Annotated in this window: 26 protein-coding genes and 1 pseudogene; 23 read left to right on the forward strand and 4 right to left on the reverse strand. The window is 50.0% G+C overall.

Going from position 1 to position 19,990, the window contains the following annotated elements; all coding sequences use genetic code 11:
* The first annotated feature begins 24 nt into the window (after positions 1 to 24).
* The 8 genes and pseudogenes from C7H10_RS17990 (at position 25) to C7H10_RS19130 (ending at position 5,576) form a co-directional block, all read left to right on the forward strand.
* Positions 25 to 723: a TSCPD domain-containing protein gene (locus C7H10_RS17990; protein ID WP_106695911.1), complete on the forward strand. Its 699-nt coding sequence runs from the start codon at positions 25 to 27 to the stop codon at positions 721 to 723.
* A 295-nt stretch (positions 724 to 1,018) separates the two neighbouring features.
* Complete coding sequence (locus tag C7H10_RS17995; protein ID WP_106695912.1) at positions 1,019 to 1,339, forward strand: DUF2845 domain-containing protein; 321 nt, start codon at positions 1,019 to 1,021, stop codon at positions 1,337 to 1,339.
* A gap of 91 nt (positions 1,340 to 1,430) precedes the next feature.
* Positions 1,431 to 1,694: pseudogene (locus C7H10_RS18000) on the forward strand (transposase); the annotation flags it as partial.
* Positions 1,695 to 1,920: 226 nt separating this feature from the next.
* Positions 1,921 to 2,736 (forward strand): hypothetical protein, encoded by an 816-nt coding sequence (locus C7H10_RS18005; RefSeq protein ID WP_106695913.1) that lies wholly within the window; start codon positions 1,921 to 1,923, stop codon positions 2,734 to 2,736.
* A 54-nt stretch (positions 2,737 to 2,790) separates the two neighbouring features.
* A complete protein-coding gene (locus C7H10_RS18010; RefSeq protein ID WP_106695914.1) occupies positions 2,791 to 3,195 on the forward strand; it encodes a hypothetical protein in 405 nt (134 codons plus the stop codon).
* Between the two features lie 76 nt (positions 3,196 to 3,271).
* Complete coding sequence (locus tag C7H10_RS19125; protein ID WP_146136825.1) at positions 3,272 to 3,670, forward strand: hypothetical protein; 399 nt, start codon at positions 3,272 to 3,274, stop codon at positions 3,668 to 3,670.
* Positions 3,671 to 3,804: 134 nt separating this feature from the next.
* Positions 3,805 to 4,857: a hypothetical protein gene (locus C7H10_RS18015; protein WP_106695915.1), complete on the forward strand. Its 1,053-nt coding sequence runs from the start codon at positions 3,805 to 3,807 to the stop codon at positions 4,855 to 4,857.
* 143 nt (positions 4,858 to 5,000) lie between these two features.
* Complete coding sequence (locus tag C7H10_RS19130; protein WP_146136826.1) at positions 5,001 to 5,576, forward strand: DUF6151 family protein; 576 nt, start codon at positions 5,001 to 5,003, stop codon at positions 5,574 to 5,576.
* A 44-nt stretch (positions 5,577 to 5,620) separates the two neighbouring features.
* Here the strand turns inward: C7H10_RS19130 and C7H10_RS18020 are convergent, their stop codons facing one another.
* Positions 5,621 to 5,920 (reverse strand): hypothetical protein, encoded by a 300-nt coding sequence (locus C7H10_RS18020; protein ID WP_146136827.1) that lies wholly within the window; start codon positions 5,918 to 5,920, stop codon positions 5,621 to 5,623.
* A gap of 158 nt (positions 5,921 to 6,078) precedes the next feature.
* On the opposite strand from C7H10_RS18020, the gene C7H10_RS18025 reads away from it, so the two are divergent.
* The 15 genes from C7H10_RS18025 (at position 6,079) to C7H10_RS18100 (ending at position 17,910) form a co-directional block, all read left to right on the forward strand.
* Positions 6,079 to 6,591, forward strand: coding sequence for a GNAT family N-acetyltransferase (locus C7H10_RS18025; protein ID WP_279629222.1), 513 nt, complete (start codon positions 6,079 to 6,081; stop codon positions 6,589 to 6,591).
* A gap of 60 nt (positions 6,592 to 6,651) precedes the next feature.
* A complete protein-coding gene (locus C7H10_RS18030; protein WP_106695918.1) occupies positions 6,652 to 7,038 on the forward strand; it encodes a tautomerase family protein in 387 nt (128 codons plus the stop codon).
* 132 nt (positions 7,039 to 7,170) lie between these two features.
* Positions 7,171 to 7,896, forward strand: coding sequence for a hypothetical protein (locus C7H10_RS18035; RefSeq protein ID WP_106695919.1), 726 nt, complete (start codon positions 7,171 to 7,173; stop codon positions 7,894 to 7,896).
* Positions 7,897 to 7,935: 39 nt separating this feature from the next.
* On the forward strand, positions 7,936 to 8,817 hold the full coding sequence (gene bla / locus C7H10_RS18040; protein ID WP_106695920.1) for a class A beta-lactamase: 882 nt from the start codon (positions 7,936 to 7,938) through the stop codon (positions 8,815 to 8,817).
* 652 nt (positions 8,818 to 9,469) lie between these two features.
* Positions 9,470 to 10,354 (forward strand): glycosyltransferase, encoded by an 885-nt coding sequence (locus C7H10_RS18045; RefSeq protein WP_244178327.1) that lies wholly within the window; start codon positions 9,470 to 9,472, stop codon positions 10,352 to 10,354.
* Between the two features lie 57 nt (positions 10,355 to 10,411).
* Positions 10,412 to 10,948 carry a TFIIB-type zinc ribbon-containing protein gene (locus tag C7H10_RS18050; RefSeq protein ID WP_106695922.1) on the forward strand — a complete coding sequence of 179 codons (537 nt, stop codon included), beginning with the start codon at positions 10,412 to 10,414 and terminating at the stop codon, positions 10,946 to 10,948.
* A 20-nt stretch (positions 10,949 to 10,968) separates the two neighbouring features.
* Entirely contained in the window at positions 10,969 to 11,355 is a 387-nt protein-coding gene (locus tag C7H10_RS18055; protein ID WP_106695923.1) for a RidA family protein, read from the forward strand.
* Between the two features lie 65 nt (positions 11,356 to 11,420).
* Positions 11,421 to 12,419, forward strand: a complete 999-nt coding sequence (locus C7H10_RS18060) for a hypothetical protein (protein ID WP_106695924.1) — start codon at positions 11,421 to 11,423, stop codon at positions 12,417 to 12,419.
* A 91-nt stretch (positions 12,420 to 12,510) separates the two neighbouring features.
* Entirely contained in the window at positions 12,511 to 13,194 is a 684-nt protein-coding gene (locus C7H10_RS18065) for a DUF899 domain-containing protein (RefSeq protein WP_106695925.1), read from the forward strand.
* A 544-nt stretch (positions 13,195 to 13,738) separates the two neighbouring features.
* On the forward strand, positions 13,739 to 14,200 hold the full coding sequence (locus C7H10_RS18075) for a carboxymuconolactone decarboxylase family protein (RefSeq protein WP_106695927.1): 462 nt from the start codon (positions 13,739 to 13,741) through the stop codon (positions 14,198 to 14,200).
* Positions 14,201 to 14,312: 112 nt separating this feature from the next.
* Positions 14,313 to 14,660 carry a helix-turn-helix domain-containing protein gene (locus tag C7H10_RS18080; RefSeq protein ID WP_244178328.1) on the forward strand — a complete coding sequence of 116 codons (348 nt, stop codon included), beginning with the start codon at positions 14,313 to 14,315 and terminating at the stop codon, positions 14,658 to 14,660.
* Between the two features lie 90 nt (positions 14,661 to 14,750).
* On the forward strand, positions 14,751 to 15,245 hold the full coding sequence (locus C7H10_RS18085) for a hypothetical protein (RefSeq protein WP_106695929.1): 495 nt from the start codon (positions 14,751 to 14,753) through the stop codon (positions 15,243 to 15,245).
* Between the two features lie 154 nt (positions 15,246 to 15,399).
* A complete protein-coding gene (locus C7H10_RS18090; protein ID WP_106695930.1) occupies positions 15,400 to 15,843 on the forward strand; it encodes a hypothetical protein in 444 nt (147 codons plus the stop codon).
* Between the two features lie 156 nt (positions 15,844 to 15,999).
* Entirely contained in the window at positions 16,000 to 16,998 is a 999-nt protein-coding gene (locus C7H10_RS18095; protein ID WP_106695931.1) for a serine hydrolase domain-containing protein, read from the forward strand.
* A gap of 3 nt (positions 16,999 to 17,001) precedes the next feature.
* Entirely contained in the window at positions 17,002 to 17,910 is a 909-nt protein-coding gene (locus C7H10_RS18100; RefSeq protein ID WP_106695932.1) for a histone deacetylase family protein, read from the forward strand.
* A 35-nt stretch (positions 17,911 to 17,945) separates the two neighbouring features.
* On the opposite strand, the gene C7H10_RS18105 is transcribed toward C7H10_RS18100, so the two are convergent.
* From C7H10_RS18105 to C7H10_RS18115, 3 genes are all read right to left on the reverse strand, one after another.
* Positions 17,946 to 18,755 (reverse strand): Crp/Fnr family transcriptional regulator, encoded by an 810-nt coding sequence (locus tag C7H10_RS18105; RefSeq protein ID WP_106695933.1) that lies wholly within the window; start codon positions 18,753 to 18,755, stop codon positions 17,946 to 17,948.
* Positions 18,752 to 19,228, reverse strand: coding sequence for a CBS domain-containing protein (locus C7H10_RS18110; protein WP_106695934.1), 477 nt, complete (start codon positions 19,226 to 19,228; stop codon positions 18,752 to 18,754). The genes C7H10_RS18105 and C7H10_RS18110 overlap by 4 nt, the downstream gene beginning before the upstream one ends.
* Before the next feature lie 128 nt (positions 19,229 to 19,356).
* Positions 19,357 to 19,770 carry a hypothetical protein gene (locus tag C7H10_RS18115; protein ID WP_106695935.1) on the reverse strand — a complete coding sequence of 138 codons (414 nt, stop codon included), beginning with the start codon at positions 19,768 to 19,770 and terminating at the stop codon, positions 19,357 to 19,359.
* Between the last annotated feature and the right edge of the window lie 220 nt (positions 19,771 to 19,990).

Below are 19,990 nucleotides of genomic sequence, written 5' to 3' on the forward strand. Positions count from 1 at the left end.
AAACCGACAGACAGGACAACGAACATGACAGTGAAAATCAGCAACAAGATTGTCGGCTACCGAGTCAAGAAAGCCGACACCGAAACCCCGAACGAGCACCAGGCACCGGTGATAGCTGAAACCAAGCCGGTAGAGATGAACGAAAACATCGAACGGCCGGATTTCTTGCTGGGCACCACCTACAAGATCAAACCGCCGGTGGCCGAGCATGCGATGTACATTACCATCAATGACATCCTGCTGAACGAAGACACCGACCACGAAAGCCGGCAGCCGTACGAAGTGTTCATCAACTCCAAATCCATGGAACACTTCCAGTGGGTTATCGCCCTCACCCGCGTAATCTCTGCGGTATTCCGCAAAGGCGGCGACGTAACCTTCCTGGTGGAAGAGCTGCGCAGCGTGTACGACCCCAACGGCGGCTACTTCAAGAAAGGCGGTGTGTTCATGCCCTCACTGGTTGCCGAAATCGGCGCCGTGATCGAGAAGCACCTGAAGGCCATTGGCCTGCTGGAAAGCGACGAGCTGAGTGAAACCACCAAGCGCATCCTCGCCGAGAAACGCGCCGAGTTTGAAGCCAGCCAAAACAAAGCCACCAACGACGACAGTGGCAGCGACTACCCCGCCAACGCCACCATGTGCGGCAAGTGCAACACCAAAGCGGTGATTGTGATGGACGGGTGCGCTACCTGCCTGTCTTGCGGCGACAGCAAGTGCGGTTGAGGTGATTGACCACTGAGTGACGAAAAGGCCTGGTTGCGGAAGCTGCCGGGCCTTTTTGTTGGTGGCAATGTTTGTGGTGCGTCGTTAGTCGTGAGAATGCGGCTGCGTTGATATTACTAAGTGGGATCTGGCTTGTTTGTTATTTGGGTTTGTAGTTACATGATCTTTTAGGTTTTTTTGGCATCGATGGCCCGTAAGGTTGTTTTATCGATGCGTGATAATGAAGCAGTTCAATAATCGCAATAATTAAGGCTGCGGTCTAATACGCTGTTACATCTAAAGGGAGATCGTACGAATGGCATGGTATTGGTGGGTATTATTGGTGGTGGTTGGGTTTTTCGTGTTGGGTTACTACCAAGAAAAAATGAGAAGAGAGCGCCTTATGGAGAAGTATGGCGATGCTGAGCTTGTTGATCGGCTGATGAAGAAAATGTTTTGGCAAGGTCAGTCCGAAGAGCAGCTCATGGATTCGCTGGGAAAGCCAGTAGATATTGACCAGAAGGTGCTAAAAACCAAAACTAAAGAAGTATGGAAGTACAACAAAACAGGAAAAGGCCGATATTCACTGAGAGTTACCCTGGAGAATGGCGAGGTCATTGGCTGGGATCAAAAATAATATAACCAGGCTAGGCACGGCGACGCCTTTTTCGTTGCGGCTGGGTATCGCTGACAACATCTACCAGTCTGGCGACATTGTCACCGCCGACCGACCAGTGTCGTTCACCACGGAGAACAAGCGCCTGCCGAACTACACGGACTGGATGAAGCACCGGGTCGACAGCCAACAGGGCAAAGAGATATACAGCCACCGAATGTCGGTGGTGGAGCCGGTGTTCGGCAACATCGGCACGAACAAACGGCTGAATCGCTTCAGCTTGCGAGGCAAGAAGAAGGTGCAAGGCCAGTGGCAGCTATACTGCCTCGTACACAACATTGAGAAGTTGGCGAATTACGGGCGGATGGTGGCGTAGTGCTGAGATCGGAAATCCCGGACGAGCACCTGTTGGAAACCAGCAATGCCAGCGCCAAGAGCCCCAAAAAGCCGAAGCGAATAGCTGAACATCGAAATCACGGGAATCGGCCAGTTGATGGCCGCGATAAAAATTACAGGAATCAGGTGTTGGGAACGGCTCGAAATCGGTTTTTTCTACAGCCTCGTTATAACAAAGCCGGAACTTAGGCTACGGAGAATCGGAAATGAGGTGGTTTTTATCAGGCACTGCTGCAGTACTTTTAGTCGTTATTTCGGCGCTTTCCTATTTTGCCTATACTGCACAGCCAAGCTCCCAGTTTTTAACTGTCTTTCAGGTACTTGCCCCCAGCCTTGCAACAATATTAACGGCTGTCGTTGCTCTGATGATTTACGCATCTCAACAAGCAACTCAGCGACTCTGGCTTGATGCAAAGCAGGAGGATGAGAAGGCGAGACTTGCCTCAACCATTTACAAAGAGATCAAGTCAGCTGAAAACGCCATAGAAAAAATAAGGGCGAAGAATGTCGAGAAGATTCAGCAGTATGGGCCAAACAGCTTTTCATTGATCAATGAAACAGCACCTCCAATTCTTCCATATGAATCATGGACAAAAAACAAACACCTATTTGTTGGAGCGTTATCTTCGGAGCATTTCGATACGATCGATCAGTCATTTGAGGCTGCTATTCAAGCTGAAGACTGCCGAGCCTGGGCTTTAGACCTCTTTCGGTATCAAGCACAAGAAAAAGCAAGAGCCAGGGTTGACGCGGTAAATTCGTTAACTAAAGACCTAGTTGTCGAACGGCTGAGAGCTTCCAAAGGTTATCCTACCGTACCAGGTATTCTTGACGACGGGATTGACAATATTAAGGCCGCTTGCGAGAAAGAATTCTACCGTTTGACCGGTTTACCGAGTGAGATCTTTGTTCCAAAAGAACTGTTTGATCGTGCAGAGCAGGCCCTCGAATCATTTAAACCTATTATCAATACGCCTGCTGGACAGGCACTCAAACAGCTTTGTCGGATCTATTCGGCATAACCACACAGAGACGCCCTTTCCATTGCGCCTTCGGCTCCATTGCAAGGAGCGCCCATGTTCCGAACGTTAAATGGAGCAATAATAGTGAAACCTCCACCAGTTGTGATTTTTTCGATGTTACTATTCGGCCTTCTCGCAATATTGGGGGTAGTGTCTGCAGTGAAATTGTTGCCTCTGGGCATCGGCGAGTTTGTTGCTGGTTCCAGCATTCCAGTAATTTTCGCCGTTTGCTTCTTTGGAGTTTTATTAAGAAAGGGGTGGGTAAGGATCTTTGGGGCTGCCACTATCTCACTTAATGCCCTCATTACGGCTTTTGTAACAGGATATTTTTCGAGCGATATAACTCTGCATACCGCAATGGTAGTTGCAGCACTAGTTCTGCTTGAACTCTTGTGGGCATGCTGGTTTGGTATGGGAAATGCGTCGAAAGATTACTTTCATGGCGGTGTAAATGTTTAACATAGTGTTTTACGCCGCCCCGTCATTTTGCTTCTCAAAAGGCGCGAATTTTTTAAAGTGAAAATTAGATTAAAGCATGAACATTAAGAATTTATTTATAGTTGGATTTGTATTATTAATTTCATCGTGTGCAAGTCGTCCAGATTTGCAAGAGCTTACAGGTGAATGGAAAGTTTGGGCCACTGAAGACGAAAGATTTGTTGGGTTATATTGCTTCCAAAATGGCCAGTACACTATTAGCTTCGCTGGACATTCAATGACTCATGATGTCAATACATTCAAAAAATTATCAAGTAAAGAATATATATTTGATTATGACGTTAAGAGCAGGAATATTAAGAAAAAAATAACGCTATCTGAAGGAAAAAATAAATTAGTGGAAACTATTGTCTCTATAGACTCAAAAACCGTTGATCCAGACTCGCCGTATGCTGCCACGACTACGGGCGTATTTCTGAATAAAAGTTGTGGATAACGAATGTCTCGAACAATCGTCAGCTCCTTCAAGGTTTTTACCAGGCCTGGTACGGCGACGGCTTTTTCGTTGCGGCTTCGCCTCCACCACAAAGCCGCGCGTGTTGAGCGGCGTTAAAACTACATGGGTTAAATATGGCAAGTTTTCCGAAAATAGTTGACCGTGGAATTCATAGGTTGGTAACGAATACCCTTTCATTCGGCAAGTTGGTGCCTTCCAACCATGATATGGCACTTTATCGCAGGCCCAACGAAACTTATAAAGTAGTTGATTTACTGGAAAGAGAGTTGAGCCTCGACTTAGATGATGATCTGATAAAAAAGATAGATTCTATAGTTTCGAAGCCTATAGTGTTAAGGTTTAGTTCTGATAGTAATTCAGCGGAAGATTTTTTTTGGGGAAATAAAGCTACTAACAACCTTGTCCTAAAAAAAGTTTTATCGGCATTGGCATTTGGAGAACTTGAGTTTTGGGAGCGCGACTTGCCTCAAAACTCCCACGAGGAAAGGCTTACAGGGCATATTTTAAGTAAGATTTTCTCCTCAGTTCGCTTCTGTTCAGAATCCATTTCTGATTACTCAAAAGAAGTTTTCAAAAATGAGCTACCTATAGAGGTTTCCTATCACGATTTGTCGAAAAACAACAGAGAAAAAGTAACTGGCAGTGATTTTGGAGTTATATTACACACAAATTTTCCCGATCAAGAAGAATCAGTAATGGGAGTGGCAATTCAAGCCAAGAAGCTGAAAGATAATTTATCATACCTGCCGATTGCTCAGGCAGATGCACAACTAAAGTTTGCTGGGACTGACGGGGCTTATTGTTGTTTTTACGATGTGGCTGATACGGGAGAGCGTCTTCCTCCCGCTGTTTTACGGAGCGAACCAATTGTTGGCCAATGTGAAAAAACTAAAAACGACTATAAAGTGCAAAGAGAAATGGTGTCATCCTCAGGGTTGCCTTTGTCTTTGTTTCTTATATGGGTTCTAGAGGGCAAGTGCCCTTCCAAAAAGTTTGACAATATTAGGCAAGCTGCCAACTTTATGGTTACCGGTGAGGAAAGTGTTGAAAATTACCCAGGGCCGTCGAGAGTGCTCACTATTTCAATAGGAGGGATGAGCTTTCGGCAAGAGTTGGATGATCTGAAGAATCTTTTTACAACTCGTGAGACAGGAAGTCCAGACTAAACAATTTTTAAAAATGCATTACCGGGACCGTGGACTTCCCCGCTGCACCCTCGTAAAAAGGGGCGAGTTTTTTTTCTACAGCCTCGTTAGGCAAAGACATTCAGAACCCGCCAACAGCCTGCAACCCGAGGAAAATTGGAAACATGGAAATACAATGTAAATGTGGAAAATTCCGGGCCAAACTCAGAGCCTTCCCCAACAACACACCGGGGCGCTTGGTTTGTTATTGCGATGATTGCCAGTCTTATCTGCATCACCTCAAACGTGATGATCTACTTGACGCCAATGGTGGCACAGAGGTAATTCCCGCATATCCCGCTGACGTTAAAATTCTCAGCGGATTGGAGCACTTAAAATGCACGCGGTTGTCGCCTAACGGAATATTTCGCTTTTCCACTTCGTGCTGCAATACGCCCATTGTCAATACCCATCCCAAAGAGCCGTGGGCGGGTTTTCTGCGCTGCGTGTACACTGCCGGAGTCGATCAAACGCTGGGGCCAGTTCGCAGTCGCATCATGGGTCGCTACGCAAAAGGAACACCGCCCGCTGGCACACCCGAAAAATTCAACTTGCGAGCGTTTGTAACCGTAATGCCGTTCATGCTTAAAGGTAAATTGCTCAAAAAATCCAAGCCATCTCCATTCTTTGCTGAGGATGGCGTAACCCCTATCGTCGACCCTCATATACTGAGTAAAGCGGAACGGAAGGCATCACTCTAATAATGGCCCTCTCTATCAGCCTAGTTGTCCAGCTGAAAGCCCCTCTAATTCCCAATCATCGGCGCAGACCACCATACTGGCTGAACCAATATTATAGGCATCAGGGCCAAAGCGATGCCCCAAAACACCACAGCCTTTGCCCTCCCCCGCTGATAGCAATATGACGCAGCCCATAACAATGCACTGACAACCAAAACAATCAGGTACAAAAATACTGCGTAAACCCCGACACCCTCCCCAGCAACAATGAACCGGCTGAAGATATAAAAGATCCACGCTTGCACGGTCGTAATCAGCAGTAACGCCGCCGGATACAGAGCTTTGCGCAGCATCAATATAATCATTACCATACTCCCAATTGGTAGAACTCCTCGGCTAGTTTGCGCCGTCGCTCATTTCCATCTCCAGAGGGATCAGCGTAATAGAAATGTCCTTCTGAATCCGGCATCTGGCTCGCAAGTAACGGCAATACCATGAAAAGCTCGATTGCGCCCATTCCGGCATAAATTGGGTCTCAAAGCTCTCCCATCAAGACATTCCGGTGCTCACCACAATGCTCAGTGATCCGGAAGTCATGAAGTTTTCCGTTCGTGGAGTTTGCGACGAAGAAGCTACCCGAAAGTTCGTTGATCGGTGCCTTGAGTGTTACGCCTCTCATGGAATCGGGCCATGGGCTCTGTATGAGAAAGAATCTGGCGAATTTATCGGCTTCTGTGGCGTTGGGCCGGAATTGGTTGGCGAGGTTGAAGAACTCAATCTGGGTTATCGCCTGGCGCGCAGGTTCTGGCATCATGGGTATGCGACAGAGGCTGTCAAAGGTGTTCTCCGGTATGCTTTCCAGCAAAAACACTGTGAGTCGGTCATTGTTATTATCGAGCCGGAGCATACAGCCTCCGTTAGGGTAACGGAGAAGGTTGGGTTCGGAGACTACGCGCTTCAAGAGTTTCATAACCGACTGGTGCGGGTGTATCGAATGACATGCGAAGATTGGGCATTGCACAACAAATTGTTGTAGTGCGCCCATTACCACTGGTTTTGGGAGATAAGGACATCCGTAAACATTGCAGGAGGCATCGTGATAGTCATCTATGGAACCAAAGAACATCTTAATCCGATCAAGGCTCAGCTCTCCGAGGTTATTCACGGATGTATGCAGTCCGTACTCGGTATGCCGGAAGACAAGCGGGCTCATCGTTTAATCCCCATGGAACCCGAGGACTTTTATTACCCCAGGGGCCGGACGCCCGCCTACACGGCCATCGAGATTAATATGATGCAGGGCCGAACGCCCGAGACCCAGAAAGCTCTGATCAAGGAGCTCTTCAGCAAGATTGAGTCCGTGATTGGCATCTCACCCGTGGATGTTGAGATCACGATCAAGGAACAACCGCCCCACTGTTGGGGCTTTCGGGGCATGACTGGAGACGAGGTGCGTGACCTTAAGTACTCGGTTAATGTGTAACAATGTTGTCAACGTGAAGTCATTGCTAGTAAGGCTTCACCGCCAGTAGTGGCGCGTATTGACAGGCGAAAATGGAACTGCGTTGATTTTACTTATCGGAGTTTCGTCAGCCAATTTAACGGAGAGGACTGCATGACAAGGATCAGTTTAATAATCGGTATGACCTTTACCTTCCTGCAAGGTTTTGGTTTAGCTGTATCAGCTGAAGAAAACATCAAAGCTATGCCAATAATTATGGCTATAAAAGAAACCGAGTCCACAGAGAATAAGATGGCTCGGCTAGGAAGAATTGATAATCTAGTGGAGAAATACAAATTAAACCTAAATGAAAAGTACATTTATACTGGTGAAGGCTTAGCTGGCAGTCTTCATAATCTTGGAGTGGTATATAAAATATCGGACAACGGATCTTCGAGCAATGTCATACAACTAAATTTTCGAAACGGCTTCGGCAGAAAAAAAGTCGTAGCCAATTCTAAGTTGATACCCGAGGCCAGCTTATCCAGAAATGATTACAATCAAAGAATTGCATCTCGTGTAATACTGAAAGACGAGCCAGGATCTAAGGCCAGGAAATACTATAAAGATTGGTATGATGAATATTTTTCCTTGAGAGCTACTCTAGCTAAAAAGGTCTTGGATACGGGCAGGTGTGATACGGTTGTCAGCGCAGATATGTACCTAGTCAATGGAAATTCCTTCACAGCGTTTTGCGGTAATGGTTTTCATTATAGCCAGAACGAAAACCAAATAAGGAATGATAAACCGTTAGATAGCGAGGTAGTATATTGGACGGCAACAGGGATCACTGTGCCTGATCAAGAACCCCATCCAAATCCAGACTTATACACCCAATAAACTGGGCGCGCATAGCCTATGATGAAGGTTGAACCGTTGATGAAATTTCATACGCTTATCGCGGCTACTTTACTTACCTTGTTCACCTCAGTTGCCGCTGCTGACCAACATAACTCCCTGATTAAGACTGTCGAGAAAGTCGCTGACGACCTGGAGGCCCGTGTTGGCTTTGCTGCTTGCGACCTGGAGTCGGGCCAGAGGTGGGAATATCACGCTGATCAGCGGTTTGCGATGTCCAGCACGTTTAAAACCCTGGCTTGTGCCGCCCTGCTCCATCGGGTCGATGCGGGACAGGAGAACCTCGCCAAAAAAGTGAATGTTTCAGAATCCGACCTTGTGACCTACTCTCCCATCACAGAGAAGCACGCTGGTGGTGAGGCAATGACCCTTTCAGATCTTTGCGAAGCTACACTGACAACGAGCGATAATACGGCCGCAAATCTGGTTTTACGAGAATTGGGCGGGCCAGAAGCAGTAACCTCGTTTGCGAGGCATTTGGGAGACGATGTAACGCGTCTCGACCGGTGGGAAACGGAACTGAATGAAGCGTTACCAGGCGATAACCGAGATACCACAACGCCAAATGCGATGGTCAGGAATCTTCAAACCTTGCTGTTGGGTGACGCCTTATCCGAACCGTCCAGAGAGCAACTGCGTGATTGGCTCAAGGGCAACCAGGTTGCGGACGGGCTTTTTCGGGCTGCTGTACCAGAGGGCTGGACTGTCGCAGATCGAACCGGGGCGGGAGGTTTCGGGTCGAGGTCTATTACGGCCGTCATCTGGCCACCTGAGCGCCAACCTATCATTGTGGCGCTGTATCTGACTCAGACGGAGGCTTCCTTCGAAGAGCGGAATGCGGCAATTGCTGAGATAGGTAAAGCAATCGTGTTGACGGTGCCGTTTGCCCCCAGCCGCCGCTGAGGGTTCATCTATGGAGCTAAGTAAGCGGGCTTGATAGAATTTTCGTGACATTGGAATAATGCCAAAGAGTCATCCGCGAACCCGCAACAGGAAAAGGAATTCATGGCAACAGATTGGAAATTGGTTCGTAGGCTCTAAAATTCTGCGCTTGATGCCTGCGAAGCTTTGGATCACCTAGAAATTACGGATGATGAACGAAGCACCGCTGTTCGAGCTGCCAACGGACAGACCGCCGGCACGGTATGGGACGCTTTACAGAGCGCGCATATCTTCCCAGAAAACGTTCGGTATATGGTTATTCGGGGCCGAGGGCAGTTAGGCGACTCCGCCCCATTTGTTCAACCGGTCAGCCGCGTTCTCCAACAAACGGGATTGCTGGCAGCTGAACTCGTTGGTTCGCAGCAGCTGCAAATACCAATAAAGGGTATCGACCCATACTCACCAGAAAGAGAACAATCCCTGGAATCGGTAATCGAGAACCTTGCAACATGGTACGAGAGCCATCTGGTGCCTAATGTAGAAAAAGCGCTGGCCAATGCGCGTGGTAGCGGGCGCTCATAGTGGGCGGCGGTCTAACTAACTGTCTTTCATGGGCATTCATGCCTGAGTCGCGGAAGACCGCAGACGGATACCAAAAGGGAACATCCTGCCCGTGTCAGCGCCCTTAGTCAGCATCATCACCCCCACCTTCAACCGGGAGCTAACCATCACACAGGCTGTCGAGTCTGTGTTGGCCCAGTCTTATCCCCATTGGGAGCTGATCATCATCGATGATGGCTCCCGGGATAGCACCCGTGAAAAGCTGGTCAGCTACCTGGATGATCGTCGTATTCAGTACCATTTTCAGGAGAATCAGGGCCAGAGCCTTGCCCGGAATCTGGCGCTTCAGTACGCCCAGGGAGAGCTAATATGTTTTCTCGATTCTGATGACCTGTGGGTGCCCGATAAGCTGGAACGGCAAGTGGCGCTGATGGAGGCTCACCCGGAGGTGGACGTGCTTCACAGTGATGAAATCATGATCGATGAACAGGGCCGCGAGTTGTCCCGCAAGAATATGCGCCGGTACTCCGGGCGGATTGCCCGGCAGATGCTGGTGGACAACAGCGTGAGCATCAACACGGTCATGGCGCGGCGGGAATGTTTCGATACCATGGGCGGGTTTTCCGGCCGTTACGGCGTTGCCGACGATTACGACATCTGGCTGCGTTTTTCGGCCCGGTTTACGTTCCTCTATGTGCCCGAGTATTGGGGCTATTACCGGGTGATGGCAGATCAGATTTCCAGCGACAAACAACGACGCTTTGCAGCGAACGAGTCGATTATTCGGGATTTTATTGAGGAACACGGGAACGCGCTTCAACCCCGGGAGATCCACTGGGGCCTGGCCCGCTTCTATTGCCGCAAAGCCCGTTATTTTGCGTCGGCGGGGAAAACGGCCATCGCCTGGGGCGCAATTGCCCAGGCCCTGCGATATGCTCCGCTGGACTCGGTAGTATGGCGCGCTGTTTATCGAGTGATAGTCCCCCGCCATGGGTGATACAGGATTGACATTGGTAGCCTCTCAGATTGGCTTTCATCAAAAAAAGGAATGACCATGAAATGCCCCAAATGCAGAACCACTGACCTGAAACCCACCAAAATTGAGGATGGCCTCCCTGTTATGGGCTGTCCAGGCTGTGACGGCGCCTCTCTGTCACTGCTCTACTACCGCGACTGGGCGGAAAGAAATGAGCCCGTCGATCAGAGCGATAGCTTTGATGCGGATGTAACCGTCGAGAACGATGCTAAAACCGCCCTATCCTGCCCCAAGTGCAGCAAGCTGATGACCAAGTACTCGGTATCCAGCGAGCACAAGAACCGTATTGATCTTTGCGGTTTCTGTGATGAGGCCTGGCTGGATGGCAGTGAATGGACATTGCTCAAATCCCTCGAACTGGCACACAAACTTCCCAAGGTCTTTACCGACCAATGGCAGCGGAAAGTGCGGGATGAAAAAATGGAGAGCAAAAAAGTCGACCGCTTGAAAAGGCTGGTTGGGGAAAGCGATACCGCAAAGGCCGTCGAGATCAGAGATTGGCTGAAGAACCACGATCGAAAGGTGGCTATTGTTCAGTTTATTGGCTCGGAATAACGGAGCGTGGTGAGGAACTGATGAAAAAACGGGTAAGTTCGGGCTCCCCCTTGGAAGAACCCATTGGTTTTTCCAGAGCCTGCAGAATTGGGAACATGATTTCTGTATCAGGTACAGCACCAATAGAAAATGGTGAAACGACCTGTATCGGGGACGTTTATGGCCAGACCAAGTATTGCCTGGAACTGTCTATTCAGGCTATTGAGGAAGCTGGTGGGAGTCCCGCCGATATAATAAGAACTCGCATTATGCTTACGGATATAGCTCGCTGGGAAGAAGCTGCAAAAGCACATGGTGAGCTATTATCTGTGATCAAGCCCGCCTGCACCTTTGTTGAAGTAAGTCGGTTCATCAACCCCGACTGGCTTGTGGAGACAGAGATTGATTGTGTCTTGGGGCAAGTGTAATAAACGCTCTGCAGTCTCGGTGGGCGAAATAGCAGGTGCTTCACAAACATAACGGGAGAAGCAATGTGACCACCCTAGCGACAATCGAGCAGTCTATACGGCGTAACTTACCGATCTTGTTCGGCAACAGAGAACCAGCAGACGATGACGCTTTTCTGAAGAGGTTCGACTCGCTCACCGAATACGCTGCTACTGTGTCCGAGCCCTTCCTTAGGCCAGAAACGACACGTTATCAGTCCATTTTGCTTTACGTGTCTCTCATCTTTGTTTCAATTGGCCTTTTCGGAATCGGCCAGATCACCTTTGGCGAAACTCTACTTTTCGTAGATCGAAGGTTGTTATTCGTCTACACAGTTTTCATAGCGGCAGTGGCTGTTATTTTCCTCACAAAAGCTTACGTGGACTATCAGCGTGCAGATTTCAGCCGTAATAAAAATTTTAGAGCAATAGCAGAGATACGGGATGTTCTAAACATCTCGTCGCTGAGGAAAAACGTTCAGTATTATTTCTGGGAGGAAATCTCAAATACCATCGGGCGCGCATATGAGCCTTTTCATGATGCCATGTCGAAAACCCTGGACCAGACACCTGATGTCGTTCCAACATCCACCAATTTGTTCACTGTTGATCTAAAAGAACTCCGTAAAATTCCGGAACTAACAGCCACGATTGAAGCGAACGAGAAATGCCTTGCAGAGCTTTCAGATGAGTTAGCCAAGGACGTAGCCAAATTTGAGGAAAAGGCTGAGAAAATCTTGAAAGCACGAGAAGCTGCAGGACATGGCGATCAGTATCGGGTGTTGTCAGATAGTTCGTTTGAGCGCGTAAACAAGGCATTCGATGAATGCCTTGGCAGCTGGTTCGACTTACGAAACAGGCTGCAGGACGAGAATCTATCTGTCATCTTCGATGAAGCAACGAATAGCTCCCAACACAAAAGGGCGGAGGCTGTACTACGGCTGCTAGTAAGAATACAGAGGATACGGCGTATTTATGTGGGCCTCGAAGTCTTTGCTCCATTGGTGTTTGCAGCAATTGCTATCTTTTACGTATGGTCGCAGTGAGTGTGACGCCAAACAGAGATTTCCTGTTACCCAACGCTGATTGCTGAACGTGAAGCCAAGTACTGAACATCAAAAAAGAGGGACCTTACACATGCAAGACACCAAACCAGCATTGCCACCAATTGTCTCGAATGAGGAATGGGAAACCGCCCTCCGCCAGTTACTGGTTAAAGAAAAAGAGGCCACCAGAGCAAGGGATGCCTTGAGCGCTGAACGCCGAAGACTGCCCATGGTTAAGGTAAAGAATGATTACCTGTTCCAGGGCGAAGAAGGCAGTGTGTCTTTTCTTGACCTGTTCGGCGGGCGCCGCCAGCTCATTGTTTATCATTTTATGTTCGCCCCCGACTGGAAGGCCGGTTGCGACGGATGCTCCTGGCTCGCCGACGCCATGACTCACCCTGCCCATCTGCATGCCCGCGATACGTCGCTTGTGATGGTGTCACGCGCACCTTACGAGAAGCTTGCGCAGTACAAAAAGCGTATGGGCTGGTCGATGCCCTGGTACTCGTCTTTCGAAAGTAGCTTCAACTATGATTTTGGCGTAACGACAGCTGACGGAGAAAGGCACGGCGCAAGCGTATTCCTTCGTGACGGGAGTGATGTCTACCGCACCTACTTTACGGGTGCCCGTGGCGTCGAGTACCTGGGTAGCCTCTGGACGTATCTGGATTTGACTCCGTATGGTCGCCAGGAAACCTGGGAGGATTCGCCGGAAGGTTGGCCACAGACAAAGCCGTATGTGTGGAATCGCCGACACGATGAATATGACTTGTGAGGTTGTGCGGCAAACAGGATACCGGTGTCAGGTAATGGCCATAATGACATTGATCGTTTTTATCCTGGGGGCTCTACCTGCCATTGGATTGGCCGAGACTGAACAGCACTTTTACTTGTGTTCGTCGTTCGTGGAAACCTCTGCAGTTGGTGAACAGACAGCTCTCGGTTGGCCGGTTGACATCAAATTGACAGCGGTTGGATCCCGAAGTTTTGAGTCATACACGGACGCCAATGTCGGAACCATTCTCCGCATTATGGTTGGCAGTCGTGAGTTTGCGAGGGCAACAATAAGGGCGCCAATTTCAACGGGAAGTATTCAACGGGCATTCGAATCCCGGGATGAAGCTTTAGCTTGGCAAGTAACATTGGCCGGCAAACTTCCCGAAGCCCCATGCGGTGTACGGAGCTGAAAAAGAGGTGCCATAAGCCTTCATTAAAACGGGTAGCATTACCTGAGATCATCGCTAGTGTCGAAAATCTTCAATACCGATCCCGGGCCATTTATTACCGTGTAACTCCACAACAATTGGAGGACATGGATCATGACGGCACGCGCGAACTACATCGGCCTTGCGCCGAAAGCCATGCAGATTCTGATGAATCAGGAAGCGTATTTGAGGGAGCAGTTCCGGGCGTCAGACACCCTCAGCACGGCTGTTTGGGAGCTGGTAAAGCTAAGGGTGTCGCAAATCAATCAGTGCGCCTTCTGCATCGACATGCATAGCAAAGATGCCAAGGCGCAGGGTGAAACCCCGGAGCGAATGTTGGGCTTGAGCGCCTGGCATGACATGCCTTTCTATTCTCCCACAGAGCGAGCTGCGCTTGATTGGGCGGAGCATCTTACCTTTGGCAGGCCGGTAGACAACCAGAAATATCAGGATGTAGTGAAAGCTTTGGGTGAGCAGGCTCTGGTGGATTTGACCATCGCGGTTAACGCCATCAACAGTTGGAACCGGATTGCCAAAACGTTCAAGCCAGAGGTAGGCAGCTATAAACCACGATAGCCGTTCCAGACCAGCGTTCGATTTTCAGCTGTCCTGCCCGTCAGGACAGTTGTCGGCGGTTGTGCAAGGGATTTGGTCCGCGTCAGTATCCGAACAGGAAAACGAGCCGGTCGTGAAGTTGCTGCAACGATGGCTGAGCAGGCATTTCCGTCTCACAAAGAGCATCCCCAGGCCGCTGAAGCAGGCCCTGGAAAGCTTCAACGAAAACGCAACACCGGGGGTGCTTAACGAACAAATCAGCGTCAGCCAGCGGCATGTGGAGCGGCTTTTCAAACACTGGATGGAAATGACACCCAAGCAGTACCAGCGCATCCTGCGGGTGAAACGAGCCATCGACTACATCCGCGAGCACAGCCGGGCAAACCTGGCAGAGGTTGCCCATCAGTTCGGCTTTAGTGATCAAGCTCACATGACGAGGGAGTTCCGTGCCATTGCGCGCATTACGCCCGGGAAGGTGTGAGGTATAGCTAAGAGACCAGGCGACCTTGAGTTGGGATTCAAAACAGAATAACTTGGGTGTTTCTGGGTAATCACCATATGGAGTTCAATCATGCAAAGGATCGCGTCATCCGTCTTCACTCTACTTGGCCTTACCGCACTGGGACTGGTTCCCGGATTTACACATGCCGGCGGCCCAGCTCCCGAACACTTCCTAGATAGCAGTTCGATGATTTTGGAGATTCGCTATTGCGAATGCCAGGCGACAGAGCCCGATGGCAGCCCTTCGGAACTGCGCACGGAATTTCTGGAACGTTCTCACCTCTTGCGGGTAGGTCTTGCCGATGAAGGCCGGGGGTACGCGTCTTCACCGGAACTGACGATTGGCTTCAAGTTAACGCCACTGCCGGAATCCCCTGGCGCTTTCGCCTTCAACTTTGCCGGCCGTTATGCGGCAGGAAATCGGAGCAGCACCGGTAGCGGAGAAGTGTTGCTAAGCGCCGACCAGTGGATCAATCTCTTCGGCTCAAACCGTGAAGGTGGGCACGGCACGCAGTTCAGTGATGTTGCGGTGAGATTGGTCGAGGCGAATACTTCGATAAATTAGGTGGCATGCCTTTGGTAAAGTTCGCCACACAAGTTGGAAAGGGAATTTTCAATGATGTAGAGGTTTGTACTGTTCACAATATTATCGCTCTTTTCCATTCGCTCCGTTTAGCAACCTGCAATTGCCGGTTTCGTATACATCAGGGATAGATACTATGAAAACTCAAATTCTACGTGGTCTTTCTTTAGCCACATGTGTAATCGGCGGAATCCTCTCGGTTTCAACGTTTGTCGGGCTTCCAGACACCCTTCCGGAGTTCGCCGCCGGGCTCATCATGATGGTCGTGGGTTATGGTAGCTTCAGATGGGTTTCCAACACCCGCTCTCATACTGAACAGCCAACCGCCAAACCGTCTGCCATCCTTCGCTTTGTTGGGTTGCTGTTTATTATTGTCGGCAGTTTGCTTTTACTACGCGGGATGTTTGGCGTTTTGAGTTCTGCGTTTCTGTTGGTGCAAGGAGGGCTAGATCAGGAGGGTGTGATCATCCTGCTGAAGGTTCTCGTAATTGGCGCAGTTCCGGGCTTATTGCTTGTCTTCGCTGGTCGCAAACTTCGTATGGCGGGCTTGGGACATTTGGCTTTAGCCAGCCAGAATTAGGTTCCAAACAGCAAGAGCAGGCGGAGGATGACGAATCCTCCGAGTTCACCGTCGGATCAGCAGTGTGTGAATGTGAGCTCGTTCGAGCTTCCTGGCGTATGGTGGTTATGAGTTGGAGAAGTTTATTCTGACACGACCATCAATATCGGGAACTCTATGCATCGGTTTTTCAGCTGGAATTTCGCACTTTTACTCCTTTTCGTACCTATGCTGTCCCAAGCACAGCCCACAGATTGGCAAGCCGAGGTCGAGCAAGAAGCCGCACAACTTGACCGCCTGCACACCCTGATTGTTGCCCACAAGGGTGAAGAAATTCTGGCACTGGATTTACGGGGCCAGGGCCTGGATACACCCGTCAACATCAAGTCTTTGTCTAAAACGGTGTTGGCTGCGCTGGTGGGTATGGGCATCAAAAACGATGTACTCGAGGGAACCAATCAGCCTGTGGTAGAAACTCTGGGCAACCGGGTACCTGCATCGGCTACCGAGGGTATTGAGCGCATTACCCTCGGGCACCTGCTGTCTTTACAGGCAGGTTTACAGCGTACCTCTGGGGCTAACTATGGGCCCTGGGTGGCCAGTAACAACTGGGTAAGCCATGTGCTCACCCGGCCGTTCGTGGATGAGCCAGGCGGGCGCATGCTGTATTCCTCAGGCAGCAGCCACCTGCTCTCTGCAGCTTTAACAGAAAGTGCTGGCCGCAGTACCCTTTCCCTGGCTCGGGAGTGGCTGGGGAAACCTCTGGACATAGATATCCCGCCGTGGGACCAAGACCCGCAAGGGGTTTATTTTGGCGGTAACAACATGCTGCTCTCACCTCGTGATTTGGTAAAAGTCGGCGAGCTGTATCGCAATAACGGGCGTGTGGGAGACCAACAATTGCTCCCGGAGAACTGGGTAAATGAATCCTGGAACGGTCGCGGCGAATCCGCTTACACTGATGATCCCTATGGCTACGGCTGGTTCCTGCGACCCATGGCGGGTGAGATGGGGTATTACGGGCGCGGTTTTGGCGGCCAGGTGCTCTATGTAGTGCCGACCCTGGAACTGACGGTGGTAATGACCTCAGACCCTACCCCACCTTCGCCGGGTTCCCGTTACCTGCGCCAACAGTTTCAATTAATTGAAGACCACATTATTCCGGCACTGCCCTAGCGAATGACCATACCCATTGTCCATCACCCGGATTACAGCTTTCCTTTCCCGCAGAAGCACCGCTTCCCCATGGAAAAGTTCGGGCTTCTGGCGGAATATATGCGTTCCACGGGGCTGCTCACACGCAGCAACAGCTTCCGCCCTGCCCCTTGCCGCCAGGGCTGGCTGACCCAAACCCATTGCCCGGATTACCTTGCCCGTTTTGCGCAAGGCCGGCTGACGGCGCGGGAGCAACGGCAAGTGAACCTGCCGTGGAGCACCGGCCTGGTGCGGCGTACATTTCTGGCGCCCTCCGGTACAGTGCTTGCCGCGCAGCTTGCCTTACAGCACGGCATTGCCTGCCATCTTGCTGGCGGCACCCATCACGCCCATTTCGATTACGCCTCCGGGTTCTGCATCCTCAATGACCTGGCGATTGCTGCCAACGTGCTGCTTGGGCAAGAAGGCATCAACAGGGTGCTGGTCTTCGATTTGGATGTGCACCAGGGGGATGGCACCGCAGCCCTGCTCGCCAACACACCAGGGGCATTCACCTGTTCCATCCACTGCGAACGTAATTTCCCCTTTGAAAAACAAATGAGTGATCTGGACGTGGCGCTGCCCGATGGCATGGGTGATGAAGACTATCTGACGGTTGTTCACGAAACCCTAAAACAGGCGTTGGCGCTGTCCAAGCCAGACATCGTGCTCTACGACGCCGGTGTGGATGTGTACGAGGGCGATCCCCTTGGCAAGCTCAACATATCGGAGCAAGGTATTCGTCAGCGGGACCGGCTTGTGCTGGGGGAACTCAAGCGCCGGGGTATTCCCGTGGCTACGGTGATTGGTGGTGGCTATGATGACAACCGGGCCAACCTCGCAAGACGGCACGGGATTGTGGTGGAGGAAGCCTGCAAACAAGGTACAAGCTGAAACTTTTATTCGTGGTTTAAAGCATGTCATTGTGCTCATCCGATCTGCACAAAACTTTGGTGAGGTTGACCGCTTGCGGAATCAAATGTTCCGGCAGCCATCTGTTGGAGGTTTTCTCCACTTACTCGATTACGTAAAAGTTCGATATCCAGCAGTTCCACGTGCCGACCACAGATACGAATCGCATTCTCTTTCTGGAGTCGGGTCAGAATCCTGCTAACGGTTTCCAAAGCAAGCCCAAGATAGTTCGCAATATCCGTTCTTGCCATACCAAGCCTGAATTGATTCTCTATCAAATGCCGCTTGCGATGTCTGTTGGAGATGTCTAGCAGGAATCCCACTACTCGCTCCTCTGCGGTGCTGTAGCTCAGCCATCGGGTCATCCTTTCGACGTTATTGAGTTCTCGCGAGAAGCTTTTTAATAACCACTGCTGCATCGAGGGTAATCGGCAACTAAGTTCCTGAAGTTTCTCAAAGTTCAGCCGGCAGATCGTGGACCTTTCCATGGCGGTTGCCGTGCAGCCATAGGTGCCATTCACAACGCCTTCGAGCCCGAACATTTCGCTCGGCAGATAGAAACCCAAAACCTTTTCATCACCCCTGCGATTTACGTGAACAGTCTTCACCGAACCACTCTTCACAATGAAAAAGGAGGTAAACGGCGACCACTGACTGAAAATAGTGGCTTTCGAGTTATAGGTAATTTGCTGACGAGCAGCGACCTCGATTCGCGCAAGTTGCTCGAACGTACTTTGGCCGGGCAAACACAAATGGCCGAGCTGGCAATTTAAGCAGGATCGGGGCGTATTCAGCGCTCCGATCCAATAACTTGCCTGTTGGTTCATGCTGTGGCCTGCAGTAGATTCGGCTTACAAATTTTCTGATACGTTGTTAGCAGATCGTCTGCAGAAATGGTGGACTTCTTGCGCTGGCCGCTCTGGCCGTATGTGTGCTCTACCACATCCTTCAGGCCGATCATGCCAGTCACATGCATTCCCTCATCCACAACCGGTATGCGTCGAATTCTGGATTCGCCCATAAGCTCAAGAGCTTGGTGCACCTCATCATCAGGACGGCAGTAGTGGCAGGATTTCCCGGCGATCACATCCTGCACTGAGATTTCCCACAAGGGTTTGTGTTTCAAGGCTGCTGCCATGGCTATGTCGCGGTCGGTAATCATTCCGGCGAGCTTGCGATTCTGATCCACCACTGGCATGGCGCCAATGTCTTCATTCCACATTTGGGTCGCTATATCGTCGAGCGTACTGTTAGAGGCGCAGCTTTTGACGCCTTTATGCATTATGTCCCTGACCATCATGACGGCATCCTCCCCGACCCCTTCCGATCAAAAATTAACCAATATTGAGCATACTTTTTCTGATACAGATCAAATTTCAAAATTGTTTGTCATGTTTTCCTGATCACGATTTTTCATAGCTACAGCCATTAGCTGTATGCGTGGTTATAAAACTTGCAGACATATCGTGTGAATTCCGCGTTACTCATGGCCTGCACCGATTTGCATTCCCGCACCCTTAGTCCAGGGTGGTGCTCCCGAAGGTAGTTCTGGAACTCTTTCTTGGCTTGCCCGGGCCCCACCAGTACAACATCGGAACTCGATTTGATCCTCCTTATAATCCGGTCAAAATACTTCTCCATTCCCCCCTCAAATCGCCGTTTGCGGTGATCCTCCGCTACAACGTCTTGATGCGAGAATGGTGACACCTGCCGATGCCCTCCCGAAGTTTTTGAAGGATGTTCCTCTTCACATTCGATGATTGTCAGGTCTACGTGATCATTGTTCAGTATCACGGTGATGGCTTTTCTGTAATCCATCCAAATGCCGGCTTGCGTAGTCATAAATGCCCCCTGTCGAGTTGAAAGCAGATGCTCTACTGAAAAGAATACAGGACGGAGTTTCCCTGACTTGATCTAACTCAAACCACAGCGCTCCGAGCGACAAGCGCTCACGTTGCGACATCCATTACTTATCCGAATTAAGCTAATTGAACAAAAACCATCATAATTTTAATAATAATTATTAGTATTTTATTTAAACAAATTCAGAAATTTTAAAAGA

It is taken from the genome of Marinobacter shengliensis (genome assembly GCF_003007715.1).
Taxonomy (GTDB): Bacteria; Pseudomonadota; Gammaproteobacteria; order Pseudomonadales; family Oleiphilaceae; genus Marinobacter; species Marinobacter shengliensis.